The 20428-nt window shown below is 70.6% G+C and carries 20 protein-coding genes; 5 read left to right on the top strand and 15 right to left on the bottom strand.

The annotated features are described in order from the left end of the window. From mftE to mftA, 6 genes are all read right to left on the bottom strand, one after another. Positions 1-417 (bottom strand): mycofactocin biosynthesis peptidyl-dipeptidase MftE (gene mftE / locus G6031_RS00105; protein WP_187701931.1); only part of this gene is annotated, 417 nt, incomplete at its 3' end. Next, entirely contained in the window at positions 414-1229 is an 816-nt protein-coding gene (locus G6031_RS00100) for a mycofactocin-coupled SDR family oxidoreductase (RefSeq protein WP_179525882.1), read from the bottom strand. The genes G6031_RS00100 and mftE, both read right to left, overlap by 4 nt. A 61-nt stretch (positions 1230-1290) precedes the next feature. Beyond that, positions 1291-2514, bottom strand: coding sequence for a pre-mycofactocin synthase MftD (gene mftD, locus G6031_RS00095; RefSeq protein WP_182610384.1), 1224 nt, complete (start codon positions 2512-2514; stop codon positions 1291-1293). A 55-nt stretch (positions 2515-2569) separates the two neighbouring features. After that, a complete protein-coding gene (gene mftC / locus G6031_RS00090) occupies positions 2570-3802 on the bottom strand; it encodes a mycofactocin radical SAM maturase (protein WP_179525884.1) in 1233 nt (410 codons plus the stop codon). Further along, on the bottom strand, positions 3799-4125 hold the full coding sequence (gene mftB, locus G6031_RS00085; protein ID WP_179525885.1) for a mycofactocin biosynthesis chaperone MftB: 327 nt from the start codon (positions 4123-4125) through the stop codon (positions 3799-3801). The genes mftC and mftB overlap by 4 nt, the downstream gene beginning before the upstream one ends. Before the next feature lies 1 nt (position 4126). After that, a complete protein-coding gene (mftA, locus tag G6031_RS00080; protein ID WP_067716580.1) occupies positions 4127-4213 on the bottom strand; it encodes a mycofactocin precursor MftA in 87 nt (28 codons plus the stop codon). Between the two features lie 131 nt (positions 4214-4344). Here mftA and mftR point away from each other — a divergent pair, with 131 nt between their 5' ends. Then, positions 4345-4941: a mycofactocin system transcriptional regulator gene (gene mftR / locus G6031_RS00075; protein WP_241737090.1), complete on the top strand. Its 597-nt coding sequence runs from the start codon at positions 4345-4347 to the stop codon at positions 4939-4941. On the opposite strand, the gene G6031_RS00070 is transcribed toward mftR, so the two are convergent. Next, the gene (locus tag G6031_RS00070) at positions 4913-5668 is read right to left on the bottom strand and encodes an alpha/beta hydrolase (protein WP_182652045.1); all 756 of its coding nucleotides are present in this window, start codon (positions 5666-5668) and stop codon (positions 4913-4915) included. The two genes, mftR and G6031_RS00070, sit on opposite strands and share 29 nt — an antisense overlap. Before the next feature lie 140 nt (positions 5669-5808). Between G6031_RS00070 and G6031_RS00065 the strand changes: the two genes are divergently transcribed. Then, the gene (locus G6031_RS00065) at positions 5809-6315 is read left to right on the top strand and encodes a hotdog fold domain-containing protein (RefSeq protein ID WP_182652044.1); all 507 of its coding nucleotides are present in this window, start codon (positions 5809-5811) and stop codon (positions 6313-6315) included. Between the two features lie 14 nt (positions 6316-6329). Here the strand turns inward: G6031_RS00065 and G6031_RS00060 are convergent, their stop codons facing one another. After that, on the bottom strand, positions 6330-7196 hold the full coding sequence (locus G6031_RS00060; protein WP_182652043.1) for an ABC transporter permease: 867 nt from the start codon (positions 7194-7196) through the stop codon (positions 6330-6332). Continuing rightward, positions 7193-8200, bottom strand: a complete 1008-nt coding sequence (locus G6031_RS00055) for an ATP-binding cassette domain-containing protein (protein ID WP_182652042.1) — start codon at positions 8198-8200, stop codon at positions 7193-7195. The genes G6031_RS00060 and G6031_RS00055 overlap by 4 nt, the downstream gene beginning before the upstream one ends. Positions 8201-8400: 200 nt before the next feature. Between G6031_RS00055 and G6031_RS00050 the strand changes: the two genes are divergently transcribed. After that, positions 8401-9222 carry a CoA ester lyase gene (locus tag G6031_RS00050; RefSeq protein ID WP_179526319.1) on the top strand — a complete coding sequence of 274 codons (822 nt, stop codon included), beginning with the start codon at positions 8401-8403 and terminating at the stop codon, positions 9220-9222. Between the two features lie 100 nt (positions 9223-9322). Here G6031_RS00050 and G6031_RS00045 read toward each other — a convergent pair whose 3' ends face one another. From G6031_RS00045 to eccCa, 6 genes are all read right to left on the bottom strand, one after another. Next, on the bottom strand, positions 9323-10201 hold the full coding sequence (locus G6031_RS00045; RefSeq protein ID WP_182652041.1) for a sulfurtransferase: 879 nt from the start codon (positions 10199-10201) through the stop codon (positions 9323-9325). A gap of 141 nt (positions 10202-10342) precedes the next feature. Continuing rightward, positions 10343-11701, bottom strand: a complete 1359-nt coding sequence (locus G6031_RS00040; RefSeq protein WP_182652040.1) for an NAD-dependent succinate-semialdehyde dehydrogenase — start codon at positions 11699-11701, stop codon at positions 10343-10345. 193 nt (positions 11702-11894) lie between these two features. Next, positions 11895-12188, bottom strand: coding sequence for a WXG100 family type VII secretion target (locus G6031_RS00035; protein WP_182609534.1), 294 nt, complete (start codon positions 12186-12188; stop codon positions 11895-11897). A 28-nt stretch (positions 12189-12216) separates the two neighbouring features. Next, the gene (locus G6031_RS00030) at positions 12217-12537 is read right to left on the bottom strand and encodes a WXG100 family type VII secretion target (RefSeq protein ID WP_179525894.1); all 321 of its coding nucleotides are present in this window, start codon (positions 12535-12537) and stop codon (positions 12217-12219) included. 111 nt (positions 12538-12648) lie between these two features. Then, positions 12649-13458, bottom strand: coding sequence for a hypothetical protein (locus tag G6031_RS00025; protein WP_182652039.1), 810 nt, complete (start codon positions 13456-13458; stop codon positions 12649-12651). A 5-nt stretch (positions 13459-13463) separates the two neighbouring features. Beyond that, the gene (gene eccCa / locus G6031_RS00020; RefSeq protein WP_182652038.1) at positions 13464-17465 is read right to left on the bottom strand and encodes a type VII secretion protein EccCa; all 4002 of its coding nucleotides are present in this window, start codon (positions 17463-17465) and stop codon (positions 13464-13466) included. A 220-nt stretch (positions 17466-17685) separates the two neighbouring features. On the opposite strand from eccCa, the gene eccD reads away from it, so the two are divergent. Further along, positions 17686-19224, top strand: a complete 1539-nt coding sequence (gene eccD, locus G6031_RS00015) for a type VII secretion integral membrane protein EccD (protein WP_182652037.1) — start codon at positions 17686-17688, stop codon at positions 19222-19224. Further along, positions 19221-20428 (top strand): type VII secretion-associated serine protease mycosin (gene mycP / locus G6031_RS00010; protein ID WP_182652036.1); only part of this gene is annotated, 1208 nt, incomplete at its 3' end. The genes eccD and mycP, both read left to right, overlap by 4 nt.

The raw sequence follows: 20428 nt of genomic DNA, 5'->3' as shown, positions 1-20428 counted from the left end.
GAGCGAGGTCTCGGCGTGGCCGGCGTGGGTGTCGGCCGGGTCCACGGACGTCCGGCACGGCAGCCACGCGGCGTCGCGGCCCTCGTGGCGCAGCAGCGGGACCGCCCGCCGCAGGGCATCGAGGTTGCCGCCGTGGCCGTTGACCACCACGAACCGGGCGGCCCAGGTGGACACCGACCTGCCGAGTTCGATCAGCGTCTGCGCCAGCGCGTCGGTGCCCGTGGAGACCGTGCCGGGAAACGACTGGTGCTCCCCGCTCGCGCCGTACGCGAGAGCGGGGAGTACCAGGACGCCGGCGGCCGCGAGGGTGTCCGCGGTGGCCGTGGCCAGCAGCGTGTCCGTCTGGGTGGGCAGGTGCGCGCCGTGTTGCTCGGTGGCGCCGAGCGGCAGCACCGCCAGGACGGGCTCGATGGTCAGACCTTGATCGCGCCCATGTCGACGGTGAACGTCGACGCGGTGATGGTGCGGGAGGCGTCCGAGGCCAGGAACAGCACCGAGTCGGAGATGTCGTCCGTGGTGGCCATGCCCATCCCCAGGATCGGCGTGAAGTGCGGGAGGAACTGGGGCATGTTGGTGAACACGTCGTGGGCCGCCGGGTCGTCGGCACCCATGGGGGTCAGCACGCCGTAGGGGTGGATCGTGTTGACGCGGATCCGGTGCTCACCGAGCTCCTTGGCCGCGGTCTGCGCGAGGCCCACCACGCCGTACTTGGAGGCCGAGTAGGGCGACTGGACCGGCATGGCCTTGAGTCCGGCGACGGAGCTCACCAGGACGATCGATCCACCGTTGTCCGCCGCGAGCATGTGCGGGATGGTGGCCTTGAGGGTCTTCCAGTACCCCGTGAGGTTGATGTCGATCGTGTCCTGCCACTGCTGCTCGTCGATCTCCCAGACCTTGCCCCAGTTGCAGATGCCGGCGTTGGCGATCACCACGTCCAGACGGCCGCCGAACTGCTCGACCCCGCGGGCGACCAGGTCCTGCTGGAACGCCAGGTCGCGGACGTCGCCGATCTCGGCGAGGATCTCCCCGCCCTCCGCGCGGACCTTCTCGACCGTCTGCGCGAGGTCGTCCTCGGTGGCCGCCTTGTAGCCGACGTGCTCGGACGGCGAGGCGCACAGGTCCAGTCCGATGACACTGGCACCCTCCCGGGCGAAACGGATGGCGTGCTTGCGGCCCTGGCCGCGGGCGATGCCGGTGATGTAGACGACCTTGCCGTCGAAGTCTCCCATGGACTGTGGTTCCTTTTCCTCTACGGACGTAACAGGGAGGCCCGGCGGACCGCCCACCGGGTCACTCTCCCAGGCGACGCATGAACCCGTCGGGGATCACGTAGTCATCCCTGGTGAGCTCCGAGATCGAGGACTTGCTCAACCCGATCAGGCTGGAGTCCAGGCCCGAGCGCAGGACGTCCAGGACGTTCTCCACGCCGGCCTGGCCGTTGGCGCCCAGGCCCCACAGGTACGCGCGGCCGATCATCACGGCGCGGGCGCCCAGGGCGAGCGCCTTGGCCACGTCCGAACCGCGCCGGATCCCGCCGTCCATCAACACCTCGACCTGACCGTCGACGGCGTCGACGATCGGCGCGAGGCAGCGGATCGAGGCCGGGGTGCCGTCGAGGTTGTTGCCGCCGTGGTTGGAGACCGAGATCGCGCTGACGCCGGCGTCGACCGCACGCCGGGCGTCGTCGATGCGGGTGATGCCCTTGAGCATGACCGGCCCGTCGTAGTTGTCCACGACCCACGCGATGTCCTCCCACGTGGCCGGCGGGGTACCCATCCACTCGCCGTAGGCGCCGAAGAAGGTCGGACCCATCTCGCCCTGGTGCACGAGGTTCGGCGTGGTCAGGTCGGGGAAACGCTTGTTGGTCACCACGTCACGCGCCCACTCGGCGGCCCAGCGCGGACGCACCGCGATCTCCGGGGCGAGGGTGAGCATCGCCTTGGCGTCGAGCTTCTCCGGGATGGTCGGACTGCCCCAGTCGCGCCCCATGGAGAACGACCAGTCGGTGGTGAGGATGACGCCCGCGGCGCCGGCGGCCTTGGCCCGCTCGAGGCGCTCGAGGACCTTCTCCTTGCCGCCGAGCCAGTACACCTGGAAGAAGGTTTGCGGGTTCGCGGCGATGACCTCCTCGATCGGCTTGGAGGCGAAGGAGCTCAGTCCCATCGCGGTGCCGCGCGCGGCGGCCGCGCGGGCCACGTCGACCTCACCGTCCGGGGTCACGGCCTGGACCCCGGTCGGCGAGATCATCACCGGGAGGCTGATCGGCTGCCCCATCACAGTGGTGGCCATGTCCCGCTCGGCCTTGGCCCCGATCACGTGCGGCTTGGGACCCAGCTCGGCGAACGCGGCCGTGTTGTCGTCGATCGTCACGCCCTGCTCACTGCCGGCCACCAGCGCCATGTAGACACTCCGGGGCAGTTTCTTCTTGGCGCGGCGCTGGGCCTCGGCGACCGATTCGAACCAGGGGTTGCGGCGCCAGGGGTTGGCCTCGGCGATCTTCGACAGGCGTGACACGGGAGAGGGCTCCTTCGGGGGGAGGACGTGAGCGGTGGCGGGTCGGCCGGCCGACTCAGACGGGGGACTCGTCGCACAGGCTGGTGGGCCTGCGCGGCGGGGTGGTGACGAGGGTCAGCGGGACCGGACCGGTGGGCTGCTTGCGCGCCGCCAGCCCTTTGACCCGGGAGTGGTCCTGTGACGGCGAGGGGATGCTGCGCTCGGCCGCGAGCAGTCCCTCGCCGTACCCCTGGACGCACTCCGGGTCCGGCCCGTCCATGGGCAGGCCGGTGAAGAACTTGGCCGCCATGCAGCCGCCGCGGCAGCTGTCGTAGAAGTTGCAGGACGCGCAGGCCCCGGCCGACTGGGGCTCACGCAGCTCGCGGAAGAGCTCCGAGGTCTGCCAGACGCTCTCGAAGCCGCCATCGGAGACGATGTTGCCGGCGAGGAACTCCTCGTGGATCGCGAACGGGCAGGCGTAGACGTCCCCGATCGGGTCGATGAGGCACACCACGCGGCCCGCGCCGCAGAGGTTCAGGCCGGGCAGCGAGCCCTGGCCGTCGCCGAAGGCCGACAGGTGGAAGAAGCTGTCACCGGTGAGGACGTTCGACCCGTGCTCGACCAGCCAGTCGTAGAGGTCCTTCTGCTGCTCGGGGAGCGGGTGGAGGTCGTCCCACACGTCCGCCCCGCGGCCGGAGGGGCGCAGGCGGGTGATGCGAAGGGTGGCGTCGTACTTGTCCGCCAGGGCCTTGAACTCGTCCAGCTGGGTCACGTTCTCGCGGGTGACCACCACCGAGATCTTGGCGTCGGTGAAGCCGGCGTTCTTGAGGTTCTCCAGGGCACGGACCGCCATGTCGAACGAGCCCGGGCCGCGGACCGCGTCGTTGACCTCGGCGGTGGCACCGTCGATGGAGATCTGCACGTCGACGTAGTCGCTCGCGGCCAGTCGCTGCGCCACCTTCTCGTCGATGCGCACGCCGTTGGTGGAGAACTTCACGCCCACCTGGTGGCTGGTCGCATAGTCGACGAGCTCCCAGAAGTCGGGGCGGACGGTGGGCTCGCCACCGCCGATGTTCACGTAGAAGACCTGCATGCGCTGCAGCTCGTCGATGATCGCCTTGCACTGCTCGGTGCTCAGCTCGCGGGGGTCACGCTTGCCCGAGGAGCTCAGGCAGTGCACGCACGCGAGGTTGCAGGCGTAGGTGAGCTCCCAGGTCAGACAGATGGGGGCGTCGAGGCCGCGCTCGAACTGGTCCACGAGGCGGCCGACGGGGGCGGGGGCCGCCGGGCGGCTGAGCGTGCTGGTCATGAGGTCTCCTCGATCATGCGCGAGGCGGCGAGCTGGCCGAGCGCGTGCAGGTACAGGCGGGCGGTCCCGGGGTCGTCGATCGGTACACCGGCGGCTGCGCAGGCGGCGCGGGCGGTGGGGTGGTCGGCGAGGATGCGGACCACCTCGACGATGGTCGGCGACTTGAGAAAGCTGAGCTTGCGGGTGTGGAAGTGGTAGAGCAGGGCCCCGAACGGCTCGGGACGCAGCGCCACTCCGGGGTGCAGGCGCCAGCCGGCGTCGAGATCGAAGGCCGCGGGCGCGGCGTCCTGTCCGGCGCCGGCCGGCGCTGCTGCGGAGGTCATGTCAGTAGACCCCACACATACCGTCGATCGAGACCTCCTCGATGAGGGCCTCCTCCAGCACTACCTCGGTGTTCTGGGTGTTCTCCACGGCGGTTCCTCTCGTCAACGCGGTTGGGTTCCTCACCACTCCAGGTGAGACCTGCATCATATTGGCACCTAGTGCCAATTGCAATGGTCAATGCACGGTCCGTGTCCGGGATGGCTCTAGGCTTGTCGATCATGGGAATGACGGAGTCTGACGACAGTCGCGTCCCCGGGCGACGACCGTCCACGACGCGCGCCTCGATCGTGGCGGTGGCGTTGAGGCTGTTCGCGCGACAGGGATACGACGCGACCAGCGTCGACGAGATCGCCGAGGCCGCGCACATCTCCCGGCGGACCCTCTTCCGGTACTTCCCGGGGAAGGCGGCGATCGCGTGGGGCGAGTTCGACGTGCAGATGGACGGGATGCGGCGACAGCTGGCCGAGATCCCCGGCTCGACCCCGCTCCGGGACGCGCTGGCGGACTCGCTCGTCGCGTTCAACACCTTCCCGGACTCCGAGACCCAGGTGCACCGCCTGCGGATGGGACTACTGCTCGGGGTGGACGAACTCCAGGCCCATTCGACGCTGATGTACGCGGACTGGCGGAGGGCCGTCGCGGAGTTCGTGGCCGCGCGTCGCGGGGAGACCGTGCACGATCTGATCCCGGCCGCCACGGCTCACGCCGCGCTCGGGATCGCCCTCTCGGCGTACCGGCGCTGGGTCGACGAGCCCGACGCCGACCAGGCCCGGCTCCACGAACTCCTCAGGCAGGGGACGTGCATCCTCGCCTGAGGCCGGACGAAGAGCCCGGACAGCACACCTGGCGAGCGGCGATCCCGTTCAGCACCTCGGCGAGCTGTTCGGGGATGGACACCATGGCCATGTGCCCTGAGTCGAGGAACACCGTGTCACCGCCGACCAGGTCGGCGGAACGAGCCTGCAGTTCAGGCGTGTAGCACGTGTCGCGGGTGAGCCGGATATAGGTCCGGGGCACGTCCACGGCCAGGCCACTGAGATCAACGGGTTCCGACAACAGGGCCGCGGCGTCCTCGACCACCTGCCCGATGGTCCACTGCGTCTGCTCCGGGGTCATGTCGTTGCACAGCATCGCGGGGACGGCGGCGTGGTCCTGGCGGTAGACGCCGCCGTCGAGTGACGCCTCGACCGCCTCACGCACCCCCGGGTCGATCTCGTCCAGGACCCTGGAACCGTCGGGAGGGACGACCGCCGAGAGGAACACCACGTGCGCGACCCGCTCCGACAGCTCCGCGAGCACCCGCGGAACGGAGACCCCGGCGAAGGAGTGCGCCACCAGGACGATGTCGCTGAGCCCCGAGTCGACGGCATCCGCGACGATCGCCGCCGCGCAGTCGTCCAGGGTCACCGAGCGCAGGTCGACATGGGCGCGGGCTCCCCGCCCGGGGAGGTCCACCGCCACTGCCGGCCCGCTCAGGTGCGGGATCAGCCGATCCCAGCTGGTCGCACCCATCCCCGCACCGTGCACAAGAAGAAACGACATCAGGACCCCGATCGAAGTATCGAACCAACTTCAGTTTTGACGACCCTAGGGCCGCCGCGGTGTGATGTCAACCACTCTCCGTCGTGGCTATCGCGCGCGTGCCGCTCCTGCCGAACTTACCGGCGGGTAACCTCTCCGCCATGACGAACAACACCCCTGGCGACAGTCCGGACACCTCCCTGCACCGCCTCTGGCAGAAGGCGACCCGGCTGCCCTTCGGCTCGCGCCTGTTCAGCGCGGCCGTGAGCCTCAAGGCCCCCTACTTCCGCACCGTCCTGCCCCACGTCGTGGACGTGCGGCCCGGCCGGTGCGTGGTCCGTGGACCCGGCTGGTGGGGCAACCACAACCACATCGGCACCTTCCACGTGATCGCCGCCCTGAACCTGGCCGAGATGGCGATGGGCGTGCTCGCCGAGGCCACCGTGCCGGCCACCCACCGGTGGATCCCCGTGGGAATGAACGTGCGCTACCCGGCCATGTCGACCGGCGGCATGACCGTCACCGCCGAGTGGACCGAGCTCCCCGACTTCGCCGCGATCACCAGCGGGCAGGACATCGACGTCCCGTTGCGCTTCGTCGACGACGCCGGCGTCGAACCGGTGGTCGGCTCCATCACCATCCGGGTCTCCCCCAAGACCAAGCGCTGACGGTCGCGGGCGCGTCAGTCGCGGGTCCGGGCGTCGAAGGCCTTGACGGCGATCGGGGCGATCACCACGGTCAGTCCCACGATCCACAGCACTGACGCGAGCACCGGGTACTGCAACGGGAGCGCGGCGTCCGGGCCCACGGCGGGGGCGTTGCCCCAGAGCTCACGCATGGCCTGCACCACCGAGGCCAGCGGGTTCCACTCGGCGACCGGCCGCAGCCACGGCGGCATCGACTCCGGGGGCGCGAAGGTGTTGGCGAGGAACGTGATGGGGAAGATCGTGGTGAACATGACGCCGTTGACCGACTCGATGGTCTTGAGGCGGGAGCCCACGACGATGCCGATCCAGATCATGACGAAGCCGAAGCCCAGCAGGATGAGGTAGCCCAGCACGGCGTCGACGATCCCGCTCCGGATCCGCCACCCCACGACGAGGCCCGTCAGCGACATGACCACCACGCCGATGGAGGAGTGGATGAGACTGGACGCGCTGCGCGCGATGAGGATCGACGCACGCTGAATGGGCAGGGTCCGGAAGCGGTCGATGATCCCCTTGTTGAGGTCGTTGCACAGCCCGGAGGCCACGACGAACGAGGAGAACGCCATGGTCTGCGCCATGATCCCCGGGAGTAGCCACTCGCGGTAGTTCACGCCGCCGGCCACCGCGATCGCGCCGCCGAAGACGTAGGCGAAGAGCAGGACGAACATCACCGGCTGGATGGTGACGTCCGCCAGATTCTCCGGCTGGCGCCGGATGTGGAAGAGATTGCGGCGCACCAGCGCGGAGATCTGCCGGCCGAGGGACGGCCCCTCGGGGCGGGCCGGCATCGCGAACCGCTCGTGGGTGGCCGAGGTGTGGGTGGGGTCGGCGACGGTGCTCATACCCGGTTCTCCTGTTCGATGGTCTCGACGTCCACGGCGTCCGCGGTGTCCTCGGCCCTGCGTCCGGTGAGGGACAGGAAGACGTCGTCCAAACTGGGGCGCTGCAGGCCGATGTCGTCGAGTTCGATCCCGGCGTCGGTGAACGCGGTGGCGATCCCCGCCAGCGCCGAGACGCCCTCCGACGGCGCGGTGAGCCGACGCGCGTCGCGGTCGACGTGCAGTTCCCCGATCCGGCCGTCGAGGACGCGGACGGCCTCGTCGACGTCGTCCGGCCTCGAGACGGTGATGACCAGGCTGGCCGCACCGGAGCGGTCCTTGAGCTGCAACGGGGTGCCCTCGGCGATGACGCTGCCGTGATCGATGACGATCACCCGGTCGGCCAGCTGATCGGCCTCGTCGAGGTACTGCGTGGTGAGCAACAGTGTGGTTCCGTCGCGGACCAGGTCGCGCAGGACGTCCCAGAGTTCGTTGCGCGAGCGGGGGTCGAGCCCGGTGGTCGGCTCGTCCAGGAACAGCACGGGCGGGGCCGCGACGAGGCTGGCCGCCAGATCGAGCCGGCGCCGCATGCCCCCGGAGTAGCTCTTGGCGACCTTGGTCGCGGCGTCACTGAGCGAGAACTTCTCCAGCAGCTCGTCGGCGCGCGTCTTGACCATCTTCTTGGGCAGGCCGTACAGGTCCCCGATGAGGCGCAGGTTCTCGCGCCCGGTGAGCAGCTCGTCGACAGTGGCCGCCTGCGCGGTCAGGCCCATGACCTTGCGCACCTCGGCAGGGGCGCCCATCACGTCGTGCCCGGCGACGCGTGCGGTGCCGGAGGTGGGCGGGCTCAGGGTCGTCATCATGCGGATGGTGGTGGTCTTGCCGGACCCGTTGGGCCCCAGCAGTCCGAGGACCGATCCGGTGGGGACGGAGAAGGAGATGTCATCGACGGCGGTGAAGTCGCCGAATTTCTTGACGAGGTGTTCCGCCTCGATCGCCGGGGCGTCGGACGCCAGTCTGGTACTCACTCGCCAAAGAGTGCCGCGCCGGGAAACGGTAGTCAATACGCAGGTCCGCCAATGAGGACCGATCGCGTCCTATGGCTTGCTGGTCACCGTGTGGAACGCCACGACCGGGGCAACGTATCGTGGGGAGGTTGCCGCGCGACGTCTCGCGTCCCGCGGCGAACCGTCTCTCGAACAAAGGATGACCGGTACCCATGAGCCCCATGTCGACCATCCCGCCGACGATCGCCCGTTCGTGGCTGCTCCTGCCTGCCGACAAGTCCGAGCGCTTCGACGCGGCCGTGAACTCCGAGATGGACGTCGTGGTCCTGGACGTCGAGGACGGGTGCCGCCAGTCGGAGAAGGAACGCGCGCGCCGCGAGGTGCGCCAGTGGCTCGAGGCCGGCAACCACGCCTGGGTCCGGATCAACGACGTCCGCTCCCCCGAGTGGGAGAAGGACCTCATGGCCCTGGGCCACTGCCCCGGCCTCGACGGCGTGATGCTGGCCAAGACCGAGAACCCGGAGCACGTCTCGCTGACGGCCGCCCGGTTGGCCGCGGACACACCGATCGTCGCGCTGGTGGAGTCCGCCGACGGTCTGGCCGCCGCCACGGAGATCGCCAAGACCGACCAGGTGGTGCGCCTGGCGTTCGGCATCGGTGACTACCGCCGTGACACCGGCATCGGTTCCTCGCAGATCGCCATGGCCTACACCCGCTCGCAGTTCGTGGTGTCTAGCCGGGTCGCGCGCGTGGCTCCGCCGATCGACGGGCCCACCATCTCCAACGATACCCAGGTCCTCATGGACGCCGCCGAGCACGCGGTCGAGATGGGCATGACCGGCAAGCTGTGCCTGCGGGTGGACCAGGCCCCGTACATCAACGAGGTCCTGTCCCCCTCGGCCGCCGACGTCTCGTGGGCCGAGTCCGTGATCGACGAACTGGGGCCCGGCGGCGAGCGGTGCCGCGACGGCGCGGACCTTCCGCGGCTGGCCCGCGCGCAGAAGATCGCGCACCTCGCGCAGGCCTACGCCGTCGCGCGCTGACCACTCTCCCCGGCCCACTCTCCCCGGCACGACGCGGGCCCCGGCCGTCGACTGCTCGACGACCGGGGCCCGTCTCGTGGGTCTGGCCCAGTGAGGTGCGCTAGCGGGGCGAGTCGCCGGTGACCAACGGGAGCTCGGGCCTTCCGGCCCAGGCGGTCATCGAACCGTCGTACACCGCCACGTCCTCCCGGCCGACCAGCGCGAGGGCGTGCGCCACCCCGGTCGCGGCGATACCGCCGCCGCAGTAGGTCACGACGGTCCGGTCGTCGTCGAGCAGGCCCGCCGCCTCGAACTCGCGGCGCAGGTCCTCGGTCGGCCGGAGGGTGCCCGTCTCGGGGTCGCGGAGCGAGAAGACCGGCAGGTTGATGCTGCCGGGGATGTGACCGCGGCGGGCATAGGTGTCCACCTCGCCGCGGTAGGTGGGCTCGTCCAGCACGTTCACGAGAATGGTGTTCTCATTGTCCAGGCTGGCCGCGATCTCCTCGGTGGAGCGGAACAGCTCGGGGCGGCGGGTGCCGGTGAAGGTGCGCGGCGTGGGCTCGGGGAGCACGTCGGTGACCTGGTGGCCGGCGGCCTTCCAGGCCGGGAGCCCGCCGTCGAGCACCGTGACGTTCTCGAAGCCCTCGTAGCGCAGGTGCCACCAGAAGCGGGTGGCCCAGAAGCCGTCGTGCTGGTCGTAGACGACCACCGTCGCCCCGTCTCCGATGCCGAGGGCGCCGGCGGCTGCGGCGAACCGCTCGTGGTCCGGCGCGGTCCAGGGTTCGGGGCTGTCCGGGTCGGCGAAGTCCCCCAGGAGGTCCGCGAAGAGCGCACCGGGGATGTGTTCCGGCCGGTACGTCTCCGCGCCCGACTCCGGGACGTAGGGGCCGTCGGTGGGGACGGGGAGGTGGTTGGTGGCGTCGACGACGACGAGGTCGGCGTCGTCGAGGTGCTGGTGCAGCCACGAGACGTCGACCTGCGAAGGCAGAGGGGGTGCCATGAGGACCCTTTCAAGGTTGGTGATGAGTCACCTTCCAAGTGTAGTGACGCGCGCTGACGGGGCAACGGATCGAATCTGGGCGATCCGAAGGATGGCGCCACCCCGGCCCTCTCGTGTATCGGGGCCGGGGCGGACTCGCTGTCAGTGGACCCGCTGCAGCCGCACGTTGACGAACTCGCCGAGGCCCCAGCGGCCCAGCTCGCGGCCGTAGCCCGACCGCTTCACGCCGCCGAAGGGCAGGCCGGCCATGGTGGTGCCGTGCTCGTTGACGTAGGCCATCCCGACCTCGAGCTTCTCGGCCACCTCGGAGGCCTTGTCGGTGTCGGTCCCCCACACCGAGCCGGACAGGCCGAAGGGCGTGTCGTTGGCGACGCGCACGGCCTCGTCGACGGAGTCGTAGCCGTACACCATGGCGACGGGGCCGAAGATCTCCTCGGTGTAGGCGTCCATCTCCGGGGTGATGCCGGTGAGGACGGTGGGCTCCATGAACGCACCCGGTCGGTCGATCGCGCGGCCTCCGGTCACGAGGGTCGCGCCCTGCTCGACGGCGCGCTCGACCTGCTCGACCACCCCGTCGCGGGCGTCCTCCGAGGACAGCGGTCCGAGCCCGGTTCCCTCGTCGGCCGCGGGGCCGACCTTGGTCCCCTCGTACAGGTCGCGGAGCTTGCCCACGAAGTCGTCCTTCATGTCCGCCGGAACGAACATCCGCTTGGGCGAGTTGCATGCCTGGCCGCAGTTCGACAGCCGCGCCTTGCCGACGGTCTCGACCAGCTCGTCCAGGTCGTCGGTGTCCAGGACGATGAGCGGGTCCGAGCCGCCCAGTTCGAGAACGCTGGTGGTGAGGTTCTCCCCCGCCACCTTGGCCACGGCGGCGCCGGCGCCCTCGCTGCCGGTGAGCGAGACGCCCTTGATCCTGGGGTCGGCGATCATCTCGGCGACCGTGTCGCTGGAGGCGTAGACGTTGACGTACGCGTTCTCCGGAAGCCCGGCCGCGCGCTGCACCTTCTCTATTGCCGCGGAGGAGCGCGCGCAGATGCTGGCGTGCTTGAGCACGATGGTGTTGCCCAGGAGCAGGTTGGGGGCCGCGAACCGGGCCACCTGGTAGTAGGGGTAGTTCCACGGCATCACGCCGACCAGGGGTCCGACCGGTTCGTGGGTCACGCGGTTCAGGCGGGCGCCCGGCACGTCCAGCGTCTCGGGCTCCAGCAGCGCGGGGCCGTGCTCGCCGTACCAGCGGTAGATCGAGGCGGCGAGCTTGACCTCCCCCTGCGCCTGGTCGGGCAGTTTGCCCATCTCGGTGGTGATGGCCTTGGCGAGCTCGTCGGCGTGCTCGTCGAAGGCGTCCGCGATCGCCAGGAGGATCCGCGCCCGCTCCGCGACGTCGGTGGCGCGCCAGGAGGTGAACCCCTCGGTGACGGTGGACAGGATCCCGTCGACGTCGTCGGTCTGGTCGTACTGGCTGTCGGTCGTTCCCGTTGACGGATCGTGGGTGACGTACATGTGGGTCCTCCCGTGGTTCGCGTCCGCCGGGTGATCGACCCGGCTCTACGTCCGACGGTAGGACAGCCTTGCCTCGCCTGCATCCGGTCGGGGGGTGCGGCGGCCGCGCGGAGCCCGGTCATCACACCGACGGTGACCGAGACTCCGCGCCGCTGTGCCTCCACTCAGGGTGAGGCCACTCGGAAAGGGGCCGTCATGCCCATCCCTGGGCGGCGCGACGGTCGGCATCCGCCATACCCTGGTTTCCCTGACTCGCTGCCCGCGAGATCTCCGCGAGCATCGCCTGCAGGGCGGCGGCGGCCTGGTCCCAGTCGTTCTGGTGGGCCTGATAGGCGACAGCGGCGTCGCCCTCCCATTCGGCGACGAGCGGTGCGAGGTACGCCCTGAGATCGTCGAGGGTGGTGCGCAGCGCCGTTGACGCCGAACCGACCTGGCCGACGAGCGCCTCGATCGGGCCGTGGTTATAGGTGATCTGTCCTGTGGTCATGAGAATTCTCCCGACTGGAGGTGGGTGGTCAGATGTTCAGAGGGCCGGAGGCGCCGACCCGGCTGATCGCCTGCGCGGAGTCCTGATCGGCGGCCTCGAACGACGTGCTGTTGGTCCGCATGGTCTCCGAGATTCCCGCCAGGGCGGTGTTGAGCTTGGTGCTCTGCTGCTGCCACTCCGCCATGATCGTCGCGAACCGGGCCTGGGCCGCACCCCGCCACACCGACCCTCCGAGCTGCGACACCGAATCCCGGACGTTCCCGAGCAGTCGATCGATCTCAGTGTTCACGTCGTCGACCCGTCTGGCCGCGGTGTCCATGGTCCCGATGTGGGTGTTGAAACCGGCCATCTCGTCCTCCTCTTTGTGGTCTTGCGGCCCCTTCCTGGGTCCGTCACAGTGTTCGACGTCCCCGGGGCCGGGTTCGGTTCCATCCGCCACGACGACCACCCGGGGGGCGACTCAGACTCCCTCGTGTAACCGGAGAGCGGCCTCGACCGGAGCGAGATCCGGAACGACGAAGGAGAGCAACCGCGCCTGATCGCAGGCGTCCACCACCCGCTCGGCGTTGCGTCCGCGGGCCAGGATCTCGGTGGAGCCGGTGCCCGCCTCCCGCCGCCCACGCCGTAGCGCGGTCACCGCCTCGAGCACACGGGGCACCTCGTCGTCGCGCATCGAATCCCGGCACGGATCCCACCGGTGGACGATGGTCCGGTCGATCAGGGTCAGCTCCCCCCGCGTGCGTTCGACGAGGCTCACATTGGTCCTCGCGGCGCAGGCCTCCACGCACACCGCCCAGCGGGCCGAGGATGAGGGCAGCGCCTCGGCGGTCACCAGCGCCGCGCGGACGATGTGGGGTGACACACCCAGGCCCTCCGCAGCGGATGCCAATCGGGCGGAGCGGGTGTTGCCCCACCCACTGGGAACGATGAGCACCACTCCGTCTCCGTCCCCCGCCGCGCCCCACCGCAGGGCCCGGGAGACCGGAGCCGCCAGGAGTTCCTCCACGGGGACGGAGAGCCCGGCCACGTCGGTGCGATCCCGGTGAGCGCCTGCCAGCGGGTCCGGCAGACAACGGTCCGGGTGCCGGAGGGCGACGGAGTCGACCCGCTCGGAGCACTCGATCCGATCGCCCCCGGGTGGTAGCGCGGAACCGTCTGCACCTGCGAGGACGGAGGTGGGCGCGACCGCCGGGGAGAGAACGGTCGACGCCGACGCCGACGCCACCGACAGTCCGGAACAGGAGAGATCGACCGCGATGGTCGCGCCCACGGGGGTCACGGTTCCGCGAGTGCGGTCTGCACCAGTCGGACGCCCCCGCTGCGGGTGACGAGCCTGCCCCGACCCGCCGGCAGGTGGGTGGGACGTACTCCTCCGAGAAGGGGGCCCTCCTCGCGGCTCCCGGACATGATGAGGCCGGCGCCGCCCAGGTCCCGGATCCCTCCCACGAGACCGTCGTACAGCGCGCGCGAGGAACCCGCGGTCCTCCGCGCGAGAACCACGGAGAACCCGATGTCGCGGGCGTGCGGGAGGAATCGGGTCAGCGCGGACAGCGGGTTCCCCGCACCGGTGATGACGAGGTCGAGGTCGTCGACGATCAGGTGGATTCGCGGACCGTTCCACCACGAGCGGGCGCGTAGTTGCTCCGGCGTGATCCCGACGCCGGGCATCCGGCCCTCGAGGATCTGGACCAGGTGATCGACCATCGGCACCAGCGCCGTCTCGGTGGCGGCGTATCCCGCGAGATGATCGCCCTCGATCTCGCCCAGCATGGTGCGGCGGTAGTCCACCACGATGACCTTCGCCGCCTGTGGGCTGTTGCCGGCGACCAGCCCCCGGGTGACGGCCCGGAGAACAGAGGTCTTGCCGCATTCCGAATCGCCGAGCACCAGCATCAGCGGGTCCGCCTCGAGGTCCGCGTAGACGACCTTGAGGTCGGATTCGTCCACACCGAGAGGCACCCGCGTCCGTGTGCCGTCCGGACCCGGGCGCGCCAGACCCGCGAGTTGGGCGTACGGCAGGACCTCCGGGAGCATTCTGACCGGCGCCGCGTTGACGGGGCCCACCAGGGCCCGCCACCGCTGCGCCAGGTGCCGGGAGGCCGAGACGGTGGCGTCGGCGATGCCATCCGGGTCGACGAGTCCGTCGAGCCGGGGTTGGTAGACGAGCATGTGGTGGCGTTCGCGGGTCAACCCCCGGCCGGGAGAGGCGGGGACGGTCATCGCCGCCCGGCGGTCGATCATCGAATCCGTGGGATCACCCAGCCGGAGTTCGACACGGGTACCGAGCGCGTCCCGCAGCGCCGGCCGGAGGTCGGCCCAGCGGGCTGCGGACAGGACGACGTGGACGCCGTAGGACAGGCCGTCCGCGGCGAGCCCCACCACGAGCTGTTCCAGGTCCTCGACCTCGGTCCGGAACGCCTGCCAGCCATCGATCACCAAGAGGATCTCGGGATACTCGGCGATCGACCGACCGTCGCGCCCGATCAGCCGGCGGCGGGCGTGGTCGACGGACGTCACTCCCTCGTCGCGGAACGCCGCCTCCCGGCGCTTGAGTTCGACGCCAACCTCCGCGACCGTTCGACGGATCTTCTCGTCCTCGCCGCGCCTGGCGACACCACCGACATGGGGGAGCTCGGCGACCGACTGGAGAAGCCCGCCACCGAGGTCCACGACGTATACCGAGAGCCGGTCGGGTCCGGTGGTCGCCGCGGCGGCCAGCACCAGGGTGCACAGGGTGGTCGACTTGCCCGACCTCGTCCCGCCCACCACCGCGACGTTGCCGTCCGCCCCGGAGAGGTCCACGACCCAGGAGGCTCGACGCTGTTCGAACGGCAGGTCGACCTCGGCGATCGGGAAGCGCAGGCTCGGCGGGCTCTCGTCGCTGGACACCGTCGGTTCTGTTCCGACCGCCGTGTCCAGGGCTGCGCCGGCCCCCAGAGGCGGGAGCCAGACCTCGTGTGCGGGTCTTCCGTGACCGGCGAGCCGACCGACGAGGACGTCCAGCAGACTCGTCTCCTCATCCCGGTCGTCGGGGACTGGCGCGTCGCGTCGGTCGGCGGCCGCCGATGGGGCGGGAGCGGCCACCGGCATGTACCAGGACGTGAACGGACGCACTGTGGCGCGGGCGACCGGGACGGCGACAGAGGAGCCGTCACGTCGACGATCCTCTCGATGGGGCCCCGAGACGTAGGCGGCGTCGAATCGCACCGGCTCGCCGGAATCGACCTTCAGAAAGCCCGCGCCCGGCGTGGCGGGCAGGTGATAGGCGTCGGTCACACCCAGGACGGTGCGGGACTCGGTCGCGGAGAACGTCTTGAGGGCGATCCGGTAGGACAGGTGACTGTCGAGACCGCGCAATCGTCCCTCCTCGAGCCGTTGGGACGCCAACAGCAGATGGATGTGCAGACTGCGCCCGAGACGCCCGATGGTGAGGAACAGTTCCGCGAACTCCGGCTTGGAGGACAACAGCTCGGAGAACTCGTCGACGACGATCACCAGTGCCGGCAGGGGATCGAGCTGCGCTCCCCTCGCCCGCGCCGCCTCGTAGTCGCCCACACCCGCGTAGTTGCCCGCGGCGCGGAGCACCTCCTGTCGCCGGTTCAGTTCGCCCTCGAGCGCATCCCGCATCCGGTCGACCATGGTGATCTCGGACTGGAGGTTGGTGATCACGGCTGACACGTGGGACAGCGACTCGAGTCCGAGGAACGTGGCCCCGCCCTTGAAGTCCACCAGCACCAGGTTGAGCGCGTCCGGGTCGTGCGTGGCGACCAGACCCAGGACGAGGGTGCGCAGGAACTCGGACTTCCCGGACCCTGTCGCGCCGACACACAGGCCGTGCGGGCCCATTCCGCCGTGCGCGGCCTCCTTGAGGTCCAGCTCCACGGGGGCTCCATCCGGGCTCACCCCCACCGGGACGCGCAGGCGGTCGCGTTCGCCGCGACGTCGCCACGCCACCGCCGGGTCGACGCGGGTGGCCATCCCGATCCCCAGCAGGTCGGGCAGACCGGGGACCCGCCTGGTGGAAGTGGAGCCGTCGGCGTGTGTCACGGTGTCGGCGGGTCGGTAGCGGGCGAGTGCCATGGCGAGCCGCTCCGCTTCCGGAAGGCTCATGGAATCGGCCCTCGCGATGTCCTCCTCTCCGGATTCGGTGTGTACCGACGCCCTGCCGTCGTCGTCGAGCCGGATACACAACCCGAGACGGGTCGCGAGGTCGCGCAGCTGCCCGGCGCGACTGCCGGAGACCTCGAGAACGGTCACGCCGTCCAGTCCGTCCTCGGCCACCAGACGCTCGGCGCCGGTGACTCCCACGCCATCCACGATGACGACGAGATGAGGCACCTCCCGACCGTCCCTCGCGTTCGTCCCGAAAGCGGGCCGCACCGCGATGTCCTCGGAGAGCATTGACTCGACCCCGGAGAGTGAGAACTCGGTGAGTCGCACCCGTCCGCCGCCGTCCGTGTACGTCGGGTGTTCGTGGTGAGGGAGCCACTTGAGCCATTCCCAGGCCCGGCGGGCGTTCCCCTCGCTCGCGGCGACCGCCACGCGGACCCGGTCGGGACCGTGGGAGACGACGAGTCCTGCCAGTGCCGCTCTGACCGCAGATCTCGCCACGTCCACATCACCGTCCAGGGAGACCGCGGCGAACGCCCGCAACTCCAGCGCCACAGGCAGGTCGTCCACCACCGAGTGGACTCTCACGAAGCGCCTCATGCTCACGACCGAGACGGGCTCCAGATCGTCGACCGGACCGGTGTCGGGGGCGGACAACCTGGTCGCCAGGGACTGCCGCCCGGGGCCCAGTCGTACTGTGAGGTACTCCGCGTCGCCCTCCTCCCGCTCCCACATCCGTGGCGTTCCGACCAGCGCGGGCAGCTCCACCGGGTCGGGGTGTCGCCACAGTGCGGCCGCCCGCTGGGCGGCCACGGTCTCGTGGACGGTCTCCCGGGTCTGACCCAGGTAGCGGAGGTAGTCCTTCCGCAGTTCGTCGGTCTCACCGGTCTTGTTGCCACCGGACAGGCTGCCGGCGAGCATTCCGACAGCGGAGACGGCCATCATCACGGGGAAGAGCATGAACATCGGGTTGCGCATCATCCCCGTACGCATCATCACCACGACCATCCCGACCACGGCGACGACGAGGACGACGGGGAGAACGATCTGCACCAGTGGCCTGGGAGTCGGACGGGGCAGTGCCGGAGGGGCCTGGAGGGTGAGCTCACCGGTCGACACCGCCGGCGCCTCGAGCCGCTCGCCGCGGGTGAAGACCACGTCACCCATCCGCGCCCGCCTCCTCGTCCAGTTCCTGCCGCCCGGTCCCCGACGACCCGTTCCTCGTCCGAAACCGGAGGAGGGGCCCCCACGGGAGCATCCCGCCGTCGACAATGGTCGCCGTGTCGAAGCGCGATGTTAGGGCAGTGCACGTCGTGACGGGGACGTCAACCGACCAGGGTGGCACCGCCGGCGACCGGGTGGGCAGGGACGAGTGGGAGGACAGGGCGTGACGGGGCGGGACGAGCCCGGGGGCGTCGCTTCGGGCGTCGAGCCGCTCGACCAGCGTCGGGTGTCGATCGTCTGCCGAACGACACGAGTGGATCTGAGTCTGCCGGCCCATCTCGAGCTCGTCGCCGTGATCCCCGAGATCGTGGACCTGGTCCGCGATCGGATCCGGGCGGCCGCGGGGCCCGCCTCGAGTGTGGACGTCGACGCCCGGATGGGTGGGCACGCGAGCGGGTCATGGCAGCTGTCGAGGTTGGCGGGTGGACCACTGGCCGTCTCCGAGACACTCGCGCAACAACGTGTGCATGACGGAGAGATCCTCGTGCTGGACCACCGGCCCGTGCCCACTCCGGCGCCGCTGTTCGACGACGTGCTGCAGGGGCTCACCGATCCGGACGTGGCGCGCTCCTCCGTCTGGAGTCGCCGCGACGCCGTCGACACGGCCACCGCGACGACTGCGGTGGCCGTGGTGGCCGCCGTCGCCGCACTCGTCGGCCAGTGGTGGAACCTCGGGGGGATCGTGCCCCCTCTCGTGGCCGCCCTACTGGCCGCTCTCGGCCTCGCGGGGGTCCTCGCACTCCGCCGGACCGCCGCCCCCGTCTCCGCACACGCCGTGGCGGGGGCGTCCACGTACGGGTTCGCCGTCCTCGCGGCGGGGACGGTCGGCGCGGCCCCCGGCGGAGCGGGGAACCTGATGGGTGGCCTCACCGCCGGGGCGGTCCTCGCCGGTGTGCTGCGGTGCACCGTGTTCCGGACGGGCCACGATCGGTCGTACGGTCTCGCGGCGGGTTACCTGGCTCTGGCCCTCGTGTCGGCGGTGGGCGCGATCACCGCCATGATCGTCGCGTACACCACCGTTCCCGTGCACGCCGTCGGAGCCGGAGCCGTCCTCACAGGCCTGCTGCTGCTCACCGCCGCACCCGGCGTGTCGATCTCGGCGGCCCGGATCCCGATCCCCCCGGTTCCGGCGCCGGGCGAGGACGTCGAGGCCGGGGATCTGGGCGAGGTCGATCACGACCTGCGCGCGCGGCATGCCGATGACCGACGGTCGCATGGACCTCTGCCCACACCGGCGGTCCTGAGGCACCGCTTTCTCACCTCACGTTCGTGGCTCACCGGCCTGTTGGCCGCAGGGGGCGCGATCTGCACGGCCGGGGCACTCGTGGCGCTGACCGGTGGTCCCGCGTCCACCCGGTGGTCCGCTCCCCTGGCACTGGTCGTGATCCTGACGTTGGTCCTCCGGGGCCTCGGGTACGCCGACCGGGTGCACACGACGGTGCTGCTGGCATCGGCCCTGACGCTGGCGTCCGGCCTGCTGCTCGGGGCGGCCGTCACCCATCCGTCGCCGGTCGGGATGGTGATCCCCGCGGCCGCCGCCCTGGCCGCAGCGGTCGTCGTCGCGGCGACGGCACTCCCCCATGTCGAACTCTCCCCTTCCGTGCTGCGCGCCGTGGGGACGATCGAGGTGATCGGTATATGCGTGCTCGTACCGCTCGCCGTGGGCGCGATGGACGTCTACTCGACCGTCCGTCAGCGATGAGGTCGGGCCTGCTGGTACCCCTCGCGGCCACCGTGGCGCTCCTGACCGCGCACTCTGTCGATGGTCAGGTGGCGGCCGCGCTCGAGCGGCCCTCCATCGACGGTCCCGTCCCGGAGGTCGGCCCTATCGATCCCGGTTCAGCCGAATCGGGATTGCGGCGTGACGGCCCCTGTCGCACCACGGCTGCAGTTCTCGACCCGTCCGCCCCGCCCGCCTCCGCGACGGTTGACGATCTCAGTGCGGCGTGGATCCACGGGCGGGGGGAGGGGCAGGTGGTGGCCGTGATCGACACCGGTGTCAACCCCGGTCCCCGTCTGCCACGTGTTCGTGGGGCCGGCGACGTCGTCCCCGGCCGGGACGGCACGGAGGACTGCGATGCGCACGGCACTCTGGTGGCCGGGGTGCTGGCCGCGAGCGAGGACGACTCGGGCCATTCCGGTGTGGCGCCGGGCGTCGAGATCGTCTCGATCCGGCAGTCGAGCAGTGTCCTGAGGTCGACCGCACGCTCATCCGACGTCACCTCGGTCGGATCCGGGGTCGGCACACTCTCCTCCCTGGCGAGGGCGATCCGCGCGGCGGTGGACGCGGGTGCCGGCGTGATCAACATCTCGGAGGTGGCCTGCGTTCCCGCCGGTACCGCGCTGGCCGACGACACGCTCGGTGGAGCGGTCCGCTATGCCGCGGTCGACCACGACGTCGTGCTGGTGGCGGCTGCGGGCAACGTCGGTCAGACCTGTGGGGACCAGAACCCCGACCACCCCGATCCCGCCGCTCCCGGGGACGACGGATGGGACGACGTCGTCACCGTGGCGGTGCCCGCCTGGTACGACGATCACGTGCTGGCCGTGGGCGGCGTCGGTCCGGACGGATCCGCAGCGGACTTCTCGCTCAGGGGACCGTGGGTCGACGTGGCCGCCCCCGCGGTGGGCCTGCGATCGGTCGGTGCCGACGGCGCAGGGGTGTCGGACCTGGTGGTGGACGGGGACGGCGCGCGGACCGCCATCAGCGGGACGAGCTTCGCCGCACCGTACGTCGCCGGCACCGCCGCGCTCGTCCGACAGGCGTACCCGGGGCTCACCGCCCGACAGGTGATCGCGCGCATCGAGAACACCGCGATCCCCGCGGCCGGCGGGCACGACTTCGCGGTGGGCCACGGGGTGGTGGACCCGGTCGCCGCGGTCACCGGGGTGCGTCGGTCCGGCCG

Source organism: Dietzia sp. CQ4 (assembly GCF_014145125.1).
Taxonomy (GTDB): Bacteria; Actinomycetota; Actinomycetes; order Mycobacteriales; family Mycobacteriaceae; genus Dietzia; species Dietzia natronolimnaea.
This window is presented reverse-complemented; position numbering and strand designations above follow the sequence as displayed.

What these genes read in the sequence shown, in the direction of transcription:
- G6031_RS00100 (WP_179525882.1), bottom strand. Translation starts at nt 1,229, where the DNA reads ATGGGAGACTTCGACGGCAAGGTCGTCTACATCACCGGCATCGCCCGC.
- G6031_RS00050 (WP_179526319.1), top strand. Translation starts at nt 8,401, where the DNA reads ATGTCGACCATCCCGCCGACGATCGCCCGTTCGTGGCTGCTCCTGCCT.
- G6031_RS00065 (WP_182652044.1), top strand. Translation starts at nt 5,809, where the DNA reads ATGACGAACAACACCCCTGGCGACAGTCCGGACACCTCCCTGCACCGC.
- G6031_RS00045 (WP_182652041.1), bottom strand. Translation starts at nt 10,201, where the DNA reads ATGGCACCCCCTCTGCCTTCGCAGGTCGACGTCTCGTGGCTGCACCAG.
- G6031_RS00035 (WP_182609534.1), bottom strand. Translation starts at nt 12,188, where the DNA reads ATGACCACAGGACAGATCACCTATAACCACGGCCCGATCGAGGCGCTC.
- mftB (WP_179525885.1), bottom strand. Translation starts at nt 4,125, where the DNA reads ATGACCTCCGCAGCAGCGCCGGCCGGCGCCGGACAGGACGCCGCGCCC.
- G6031_RS00060 (WP_182652043.1), bottom strand. Translation starts at nt 7,196, where the DNA reads ATGAGCACCGTCGCCGACCCCACCCACACCTCGGCCACCCACGAGCGG.
- G6031_RS00040 (WP_182652040.1), bottom strand. Translation starts at nt 11,701, where the DNA reads ATGTACGTCACCCACGATCCGTCAACGGGAACGACCGACAGCCAGTAC.
- mftR (WP_241737090.1), top strand. Translation starts at nt 4,345, where the DNA reads ATGGGAATGACGGAGTCTGACGACAGTCGCGTCCCCGGGCGACGACCG.
- G6031_RS00030 (WP_179525894.1), bottom strand. Translation starts at nt 12,537, where the DNA reads ATGGCCGGTTTCAACACCCACATCGGGACCATGGACACCGCGGCCAGA.
- eccCa (WP_182652038.1), bottom strand. Translation starts at nt 17,465, where the DNA reads ATGGGTGACGTGGTCTTCACCCGCGGCGAGCGGCTCGAGGCGCCGGCG.
- G6031_RS00070 (WP_182652045.1), bottom strand. Translation starts at nt 5,668, where the DNA reads ATGTCGTTTCTTCTTGTGCACGGTGCGGGGATGGGTGCGACCAGCTGG.
- mftC (WP_179525884.1), bottom strand. Translation starts at nt 3,802, where the DNA reads ATGACCAGCACGCTCAGCCGCCCGGCGGCCCCCGCCCCCGTCGGCCGC.